The sequence below is a fragment of the Bacteroidota bacterium genome, from assembly GCA_030706565.1.
Taxonomy (GTDB): domain Bacteria; phylum Bacteroidota; class Bacteroidia; order Bacteroidales; family JAUZOH01; genus JAUZOH01.
The window spans coordinates 1-9,286 of sequence record JAUZOH010000130.1; the positions used below are offsets into that span (position 1 = coordinate 1).

6 protein-coding genes are annotated in these 9,286 nt (G+C 40.3%); all 6 read left to right on the forward strand.

Annotated elements, in window-relative coordinates:
• Positions 1-232 precede the first annotated feature (232 nt).
• Positions 233-1,912 carry a sodium transporter gene (locus Q8907_08360; protein ID MDP4274274.1) on the forward strand — a complete coding sequence of 560 codons (1,680 nt, stop codon included), beginning with the start codon at positions 233-235 and terminating at the stop codon, positions 1,910-1,912.
• 14 nt (positions 1,913-1,926) lie between these two features.
• Complete coding sequence (locus Q8907_08365; GenBank protein MDP4274275.1) at positions 1,927-4,206, forward strand: FAD-dependent oxidoreductase; 2,280 nt, start codon at positions 1,927-1,929, stop codon at positions 4,204-4,206.
• Between the two features lie 230 nt (positions 4,207-4,436).
• Positions 4,437-5,624 carry a TonB-dependent receptor plug domain-containing protein gene (locus Q8907_08370; GenBank protein ID MDP4274276.1) on the forward strand — a complete coding sequence of 396 codons (1,188 nt, stop codon included), beginning with the start codon at positions 4,437-4,439 and terminating at the stop codon, positions 5,622-5,624.
• A gap of 11 nt (positions 5,625-5,635) precedes the next feature.
• Entirely contained in the window at positions 5,636-7,132 is a 1,497-nt protein-coding gene (locus Q8907_08375; protein ID MDP4274277.1) for an alpha/beta hydrolase fold domain-containing protein, read from the forward strand.
• 108 nt (positions 7,133-7,240) lie between these two features.
• On the forward strand, positions 7,241-8,326 hold the full coding sequence (locus tag Q8907_08380) for a glycoside hydrolase family protein (GenBank protein MDP4274278.1): 1,086 nt from the start codon (positions 7,241-7,243) through the stop codon (positions 8,324-8,326).
• Positions 8,327-8,404: 78 nt separating this feature from the next.
• Positions 8,405-9,286: glycoside hydrolase family 97 N-terminal domain-containing protein (locus tag Q8907_08385; protein ID MDP4274279.1), on the forward strand; the 882-nt coding region annotated here is incomplete at its 3' end.

Genomic DNA, 9,286 nt, shown 5'->3' on the forward strand with positions numbered 1-9,286 from the left:
ATGGCATTGTATCTCTCTTTGTTTGTTCCATTTGTTTTTGTCAAACTTTGTTATAGAACTTATGGGGCTAATTTTAAACGTTTCTATTCCTGTAATCGGAAATGTTTCCGAGGAATAAAAACGTTTCCGAAAACGTTTCTGAAATTAATCTATGTGTGATTTTATAAATCTTTAACTTACATTATTAAAATTATATCATCAAATTCTAAAACTTAACTTGATAATTATCTAAATGACTGGAATAGACTATATAGTTATTGTTTTTTTTTCGCTCCTAATTGTTTTCATTGGATTATCTTTTTCGCGGAAAGCGGGAAGCGATATGGTTTCTTTTTTTGCAGCCGGAGGAGCTGTTCCCTGGTGGATTAACAGTTTGTCACTGTTTATGGGCTTTGTATCGGCCAGTACATTTGTGGTATGGGGGTCGATAGCCTATTCTTCGGGCTGGGTGGCAATTTCTATACAATGGGCCATGTCGGTTGCCGGATTAGTGGTTGGTTACGTAATTGCTCCTAAGTGGCACAAAACAAGATCATTAACAGCTGCTGAATACATTTGCAATCGGCTGGGAATCAGAACGCAAAAGACTTATTCTTATATATACCTCTTTATAATGGTTTTCTTGAAAGGTGTTTGTCTTTATGCAGTGGCTCTGATCTTACAAATTACTACTGGAATATCCTTGTATTGGTGGGTAGGATTGCTTGGGGCAATTGTCATTTTATATACAACTTTTGGTGGCCTTTGGGCTGTGGTTGTGACCGACGTACTACAATTTATTATCCTACTCTCCGCTGGATTGATTTTGCTTCCATTATCGTTCGATAAGGTTGGTGGAGTTTCATCGTTTGTAAATATCATACATTCTCAAAATCTTCCCGATTTTTTTAAGTTTAGCGACCAGAAATATACTATCAGTTTCCTGTTGGGTTTCTTGTTCTATAATATTTTTTACCTTGGTGGGCAATGGAGTTTCATTCAGCGTTATACCAGTGTGGCTTCGCCAAAAGAATCGAAAATGGTTGGTGTTTTGTTTGGACTGTTTTATATCATTAGTCCTGTCATCTGGATGTTGCCACCAATGATTTATCGTGCTGTCAATCCCGGTTTGGTAGGAATTGAAAACGAACAAGCATATATGCAGATGGCCAAAGCAGCTTTGCCTTCAGGAATGCTGGGACTAATTACTATTAGTCTGGTATTTGCTACAAACAGTTCGGTACAGAGTTTCCTGAATATCTCAGCAGGAGTAATCACCAATGATTTATTCAAAAATATATACCCGCAATCATCCGGGAAACTATTGATGCGTGTTGCACGTATTGCCACTTTGTCTATGGGGATTGTGGTTATTTTTATGGGAATGTTGGTCCCTTTGATGGGGGGGGCAACCAATGTCATTTTGAGTGTGGCTTCCATAACCGGAGGAGCAATGTATTTCCCCTTGATTTGGACCTTATTTTCGAAAAAGCAAAACAGCTATACAGTTTTGGCAACTACCATTCTGTCGCTTTTTATTGCATTGGCCTATAAGTTTGTAATTCCATATTTTTCCGGTAAGTCATTATCTCGTGCGTCCGAAATGTTATTGGGAGTTCTCGTCCCGATTTCAATCATTATGTTGTTCGAAATTTGGTTAAGGTTTAAAAACTCTCAGGAAACTGAATTTGAAAATTACCAGCGATACTTAGCAACCAAAGTTTCATCAAATGCTGAATCATCTAACTCTGAAGTGGACTCAAAAGGGGAAAATCAGTTTGGGAAACGAATGATTTCTATAGGCATTCTTGCAACGGGTTTAATAATTGCAGGACTTGGATTATTATCTCCCTGCGGAAAAATATATGTTTTAGGAATGGCCTTACTCTTGCTCATGATTGGATTTCGAATATTATATAAGACTCTCAAATAAAACAATTTACTATTATGATACGAGAAGATTTATCTCCTGTTATTAGGAGAAACGCTCAGATTATGCTTTATGCTGACCTTGCTGTAGTTGGAGGAGGTTTGGCTGGGTGCTGCGCCGCTATTACAGCTGCACGCAACGGAATCAAAGTCATTCTGGTTCAAGACAGGCCTGTACTTGGCGGAAACGGATCGAGCGAAGTTCGGCTTTGGATTTTGGGAGCAACGTCGCATTTAGGCAATAATAATCGGTGGAGCCGTGAAGGTGGGGTTATTGACGAGATTTTGGTTGAAAATCTTTACCGCAACAAGGAGGGAAACTCAGTGATATTTGATACTATCCTGCTTGAAAAGGTGGTCAACGAGCCTGGTATTACTTTACTGCTCAATACCATAGTTTTCGATCTGCAAAAAAAAGACGATGTAACCATTTCTTCAGTAAAAGCATTTTGCAGCCAGAATTCGACTGAATATACTATCAATGCCCCGCTTTTTTGTGATGCTTCTGGCGATGGAATTGTTGGATATAAAGCAGGGGCATCCTTTCGCATGGGAGCTGAGTGCAAAGGCGAATTTGGCGAAGCTTTTACTCCCACCAAAGAGTATGGAGAGCTTTTGGGTCATACCATGTATTTCTACAGTAAAGACACTGGAAAGCCGGTTAAATACATAGCTCCTTCGTTTGCACTAATAGATATAACTAAAATACCTCGCTTCAGAAATATTAAAATCGGCCAGATGGGATGCAATTTCTGGTGGTTCGAATTTGGAGGCAGGGGTGACACCATTCTCGATACAGAAGGAATCAAATGGGAACTCTGGAGCGTAATCTACGGAGTTTGGGATTACATTAAAAACTCCGGTAATTTTCCTGAAGCTGAAAACCTTTCGCTTGAATGGGTAGGTACGATTCCTGGCAAACGCGAAAGCCGCCGGTTTGAAGGTCCATACATGCTGAAGCAACAAGACATTATCGAACAGACTCATTTTTACGATGCTGTTTCGTTCGGTGGTTGGGCCATAGATTTACATCCGGCCGATGGCGTATTTTCTGAACTTCCAGGCTGTAATCAATACCATTCAAAAGGAATTTATGAGATTCCATACCGCTGTTTTATCAGTAAAAACATTCAAAATCTGTTCATCGCCGGTCGCCTGATCAGCACCTCGCACGTGGCTTTTGGTTCTACGCGGGTGATGGCAACATCGGGACATGGGGGACAGGTGGTTGGAATGGCTGCCGCGCTGTGCCAAACGATGAATCTGGCACCTGCCGACTTTAGCGATCCCATAAAAATCAAAATTCTCCAGGATAAACTGAATGTTGCCGGACAAAGTATTCCGGGTTTACCGATCGACAAAAGCAAAAATCTTGCAGCTTCGGCAACAATTTGTGCATCCAGCGAACTTTTAATCGATCAACTTCCGTTTGATGGCCAATGGTTCGACTTAAAAACTGCTGCCGGGCAGCTTTTGCCACTAAAAAAAGATGTTCAATACAGCTTTGAAATAGAAGTTGATGCTGATTGTGCAACTATTTTGGAAGCTGAATTGCAGGCCAGTTTAAAAATTTTCAATTATACACCTGATGCATTACTTGAAAAACAAAGCATCAGTCTTCAACGAGGCGTTCAGAAGATTACCATTTCCTTTACTGAAACATTAAAGAACGATCAATATGCTTTCCTGATTTTTAGGAGTAATCCGGAGGTTAAAATTCGTTGCAGCGAAAAACGTATTTCAGGAATTGTGTCGGTTTTCAATAAAACAAATCCTGCAGTAAACAACTATGGCAAACAAACACCACCTGAAAACAGCGGGTTTGATTCGTTTGAATTTTGGTGTCCCGATCGCCGGCCGAAAGGACAAAATTTGGCAATGAAGATCTCTCCTGCCTTAGATTGTTATAATCTCCCAAATATTGTTAACGGGTTTACTCGTCCCTATATTCGAACCAACGCTTGGGCTGCCGATTGGAATGATTCAACCCCCATGATTACTCTAAAATGGAATGAGCCTAAAAAAATTAATTCGGTTACACTCTTTTTCGATACCGATTTTGATCACCCTATGGAATCTTCGCAGATGGGTCATCCGGAAGACGTAATCCCTTTCTGCATTCAAAAATACAGGATATTAAATGAAGATGGTCAGGTGATTTTTGAAAATACCGATAATCATCAGACTATAAACAGATGGACTCCTGAAAATGCCTTGAAAGTTAAACTCTTAAAGTTCGAATTCGTACATCCGAATAAAAATGTACCTGCATCAATTTTTGAAATATATATTGATTAATTGTTCTGAAATTAAATTAAAAAACAATGAAAAAGTCTTTTCGCTATTCATTTTATTGCTTTTTTTTACGTTGATGTTTGCACTGCAAAAGAGCGTAACCGTTAGGGTGACTGACGAAAATTCGGAACCGCTGTCCGGTGTTAGCGTGATTGTAAAAGTTGCCTCTGTTGTTGATATCACTGATTTTGACGGAACTTTAAAATTACTGTTCCAACTGGAAAGTCGGTAATTTGGTTTTCTTTATTGGTTTTGAAAGTCGGGAAGTAGATATTATAGAAACTAACAATGTTAAGATTCAACTAAAATCATCGACCATTATCTTGGATGAATTTATGGTTATAGGTTATGGTGTTCAGGAAAAAGTTAACCTGTCAGGTTTGATCGAATCAGTGAAGGGTGAAACTCTGGCAAAGAGAAGCACCATTCAGACTTCTCGGGATTTACAGGGTATTGCTGCCGGTGTTATGATAAGTTCAGCTTACGGTAAACCTGGTAAAGAAGGAATTACAATACGTATTCGTGGTATTGGAACAATTAATGACAACAACCCGCTGGTGTTGGTTGATGGAGTATCTTCCTCTATTGATGCTGTTGACCCGAACGATATTGAAAGTATGTCAATTCTAAAAGATACTGCTTCATCGTTTATTTATGGTTCTCGTGCAGCGAATTTTGTAATTCTAATTACAACAAATCGCGGAAAAACAGACAATGTAAGTGTTAGTTATAAATCTTCTGTGGGTTTTATTACTCCATTAGTTATTCCTAAAAATGCTACTGCGTGGGATTATATGACTCTAAATGATGAAGCTAATGCCAATGAATTGCCTAGTTGCCAGCCAAAAATTGGAATGCCTCAGGAATGGCAAATGCCAGCTTTCTTTTATAATGCGCAGTTCAGGGGAACAAAAGATTGCCAGGATGCGGGCATTTGGTTTTTGCGGACAAGAGGTTTCGCTCAACATCGAAAAAAAACATCGTGGTCTGAAATTGAGGTTCCAATAATCCAACTTATCAAAGATGGAGGTATGATTTTCAGGATTGGAAGCAATGAAAATCACCAGAACCTGGTCGTTTCAAAAGTTTATAAACTAGGAAAAGAATCTCAGATCACCTGTGTTTTCAATCAAGGAATTGCCGAAGTGTATATCAATGGAAAGCTTCTGAAAATTGAAAAAGGAATTTTGCAGGATATAAAAGATAGATCAACCGCTGTATGGCTTGGCGACGTGGGCATATTTTTTCTTGTTATTGCCGATGTTTTTATCCCTGAAAAGGATGATCTGTTCCGGGCAGCGCAAAAACCTGGCGAAATAATCAGTTTTAGATGTAATCTCAAAGATGAAATGGTGTATAACAGAGCGGTCACAAAAGATGAAATTATTACCATATCTTCAGATGATCAGGCTTTTTGTTAATTAATTAGAATATGAAAATCAGAATTGAAATGCTCAAGATATATGTTTTTGGATTGATTTTAGCCATCATCCTGTTGATTCTATTCACACCGGCGCTTTTTGCGCAAGAACAGAATAGCCTGAAAGAATCGCAGAAACGCTTTTCAATAATGGGTTTAGACGATTCCATTACCGAAGGAGACGAAAGGTTTCAAGGTTACCTTTTCCCACTCTGGCAGAAACTTTTCACTGCCGGATACCATTTTGATTTCGTTGGTCCGAATTTGAGCAAATGCCAGATTGGAACATTGAACCACTCGGGGTTCAATGGAAAAAATGCAGAATATTTGGATGCACACATCGACAGCATTTATCGGAAATACCCGGCAGACATCGTTCTGCTTCATGCCGGGCACAACCCCTTTGATACTGAAAACCCCATTGCGGGAATTATCAAAGCTCAGGAGTCAATTATTCGTAAGATTTTGAAGATAAACCCTGATGCTAAAATTTTAGTCGCAAAGGTTATTACCAGTGGAAAACTGCCTAAATATTCCTACATCCCCGAGTTGAATAAAAACATTGCCAAAATGATAAAGCGACTGAAAATTAGCAATGTTTTTCTGGTCGATCAGGTCAAGGGTTTCGATTGGGCAAAGTTTACGATCAGCGATAAAGTACACCTCAATTCCTCCGGAGCTGAAAAAATGGCAGAAGCTTGGTTTGAAACCTTGTCAAAGATTCTGGGGCCGGCAGATCAGGCGTTCAGACCTCAGATTGTCAGCTATAAACAATTGGAATCAAGTAACCTGAATCTTCATATTTTTGAACCAAAAAATAGAAAGAAAGCAGAACTTCGTCCGGCGATCATCTATTTTTTCGGAGGTGGCTGGTCTAACGGAACCCCCTTGCAATTTTACCGGGAATGTTCTCATTATGCCGCAAAAGGAATGGTGGCTGTTGCTGCCGAATACCGGATTTCGTACCTGCACAAAACAACTCCGTTTGAAAGCTTTGAAGATGCAAAAGAGGCTATTCGCTGGTTGCGTCAGAATGCGGGAAAATATCATATTGATCCCAACCGGATTGCTGCCGCGGGAGCCTCGGCCGGCGGCCAACTGGCTGCTGCAACAGGAATAATCAAAGAAAACCTCAATGGGAAAACAATGGTAAGCTCAAAACCGAATCTCTTGCTGCTTTTTTATCCGGTCATTGATAATAGTCCGGATGGGTATGGCCCGAAAGAGATGAAAAAACGGTTTCGGGAAATTTCGCCTTTACACAACATTGACTCCGCGGCTCCGCCGACACTTTTTATCCTTGGAACTAAAGACCAACTGATTCCGGTAAAAACGGCTGAGGAATTTAAAAGGAGAATGGAAAATTCTGGTTTAGATTGCGAACTTCACCTGTTTGAAGGTGCCGGTCATCCCATATTTTATTATGCAAAAGAGTTGACTGAAAACTATTATAAGATGCTCGAATTATCGGATAGTTTTCTTCGGAAGTATGGTTATTTAAAAGATTAAATTTTAAATTTAAAATAGATGAAACAAACCATGAGAATTACTTCTCTCACAGAGAAATGATTATGATGGCGAGTTTCATGTGGTAATTAGAAAACAAATAATAAACACATGAAAAAACTTGTATTGTTTGCTGCCGTTTTGATTTTGTTTGCCTATAGTTCCTGCGAGCAGAAAAAAAACACGATTCCCGCGGGAGAATTCGATATTCAATCGATGATTCAGCCTGTTCCCTACACAGCTAAATTCATTAACGACACCTCGTACATCTGGTGCGGAACGCTGGTCAAATCACACATCGACCAGAAATTTCACCTGTTTTATTCCCGTTGGTCCAGAAAGCTGGGCATGGCAGCCTGGGTAACAAATTCTGAAATTGCCCATGCGGTTTCCGATTCGCCCTTCGGACCTTTTCAATTTAGGGACGTTACCTTACCGGTTCGTGGAGCTAACTATTGGGATGGAATGGTGACCCACAATCCAACCATTCATTTTTACAACGGGAAATATTATCTGTATTATATGGGTAATTATGGCGATGGAAAAGTAACCAGCCCGCAATTGAACTGGACACACCGCAATCATCAACGCATTGGTGTTGCTATTGCCGATGATCCAAATGGTCCATGGCAGCGATTCGATCGGCCTTTACTGGATGTTTCGCCTGATTCAACGGCATACGATGCCCAGCTGGTAACCAATCCTTCGGTGACCCAAATGCCTGATGGCCGTTTTCTAATGGTTTACAAAGCAGTTGCAAAAAAAAGACCACAACCATTTGGAGGACCGGTGGTTCATCTGACTGCAATAGCCGATCGTCCCGAAGGGCCATTTATCAAGCAAAATAAGCCTATATTTACAGCTGAAAATGTAGATTTTCCGGCTGAAGACCCTTTTGTCTGGTGTCAGGATAATTGCTATTATGCCATCGTGAAAGATATGAAAGGCGCTTTTACCAATGCTGGCAGAAGTTTAGTGCTTTTTTATTCATTGGATGGTCTGGATTGGAAACTGGCCAAACATCCGCTGGTTTCTTCCCTGAATATCAAATGGGAAGATGGCACTACCCAAAAGTTAGAAGCGTTGGAACGTCCACAACTCTATTTCGAAAATGGAATGCCGGTTGCTTTACTTTGTGCAGTGAATGAAAATTTAGGGCACTCATACAATGTGCAGATCCCATTGAAACGGCCCTAGTGAAAAGAGATAAATGAAGTCAGTTGGACAAAAAATACCTTCATCAATCATCTGAAAACCAATAAATCAGCATAGAAAATGAAAAATTATTTTTATTCTTTTTTCCTCCTGCTTATTTTGAATTACTCTCAAAGTGGTATAGCACAGAAGATTAAATCGGTAAAATCGCCTAATGGAAATCTTTTGCTAACTTTTCAACTGGCCAAAGATGGTTCTTTAACTTATTCATTTAAGGCTTGGAAACATAAGGTTATTGCTGATTCGCCATTGGGATATGCTGCCGGGAAAACGGTTTCGGTTCCTTCGTCAGGTTGGGTGATCGAAAATTCAGAAAAACATTCAGTGCATTCGGTTTGGAATCCGGTATGGGGAAAGCGTTCTGTTGTTCCGGATGAATACAATGACTTAATCCTGAATCTGGCGGGTCCTGAGTCTTCAGGTCTCCATCATTTGCGCATTGAATCTCGAATTTACAATGACGGGGTAGCCTTTCGTTACTGTATTCCGGCTGAAGAGAAAAACAATTTGCCTGCAACATCAGAAATAACCGAATACCATTTCGCGGGTGACTACACCGCCTGGTTTTACAATGGAGAAAATGCGAATATTGGTCCCGAAAAACTATCGGAATGTGATGGGAAACGACTTCCTGTGATGACTGTTAAAGCCGGCAAAGATTTGTATCTGGCTATCCATGAAGCTGATTTGGAAACTGGCGATCCGTTGGTTTTGCAATCCCATAAAGGCAGTACCACTTTTTCGGTTGTTTCCAATCCGGGGAAACTGGAAGCCGGCTATCATTCGGCTTGGCGGATTATTCTCTGTGGAAAGACTCCGGGTACTTTGGTTGATTCTCATTTGATTGAACTTCTGAATCCTCCTGCCAAGGGCGATTTCTCGTGGGTGAAACCCGGGGTGGCGGTATGGGACTGGCGTATTAATGGAGCTCAAATTGATGGA

Coding starts and splice junctions, on each gene's coding strand:
- Q8907_08360 (MDP4274274.1), top strand. CDS start 233: ATGACTGGAATAGACTATATAGTTATTGTTTTTTTTTCGCTCCTAATT.
- Q8907_08365 (MDP4274275.1), top strand. CDS start 1,927: ATGATACGAGAAGATTTATCTCCTGTTATTAGGAGAAACGCTCAGATT.
- Q8907_08375 (MDP4274277.1), top strand. CDS start 5,636: ATGAAAATCAGAATTGAAATGCTCAAGATATATGTTTTTGGATTGATT.
- Q8907_08380 (MDP4274278.1), top strand. CDS start 7,241: ATGAAAAAACTTGTATTGTTTGCTGCCGTTTTGATTTTGTTTGCCTAT.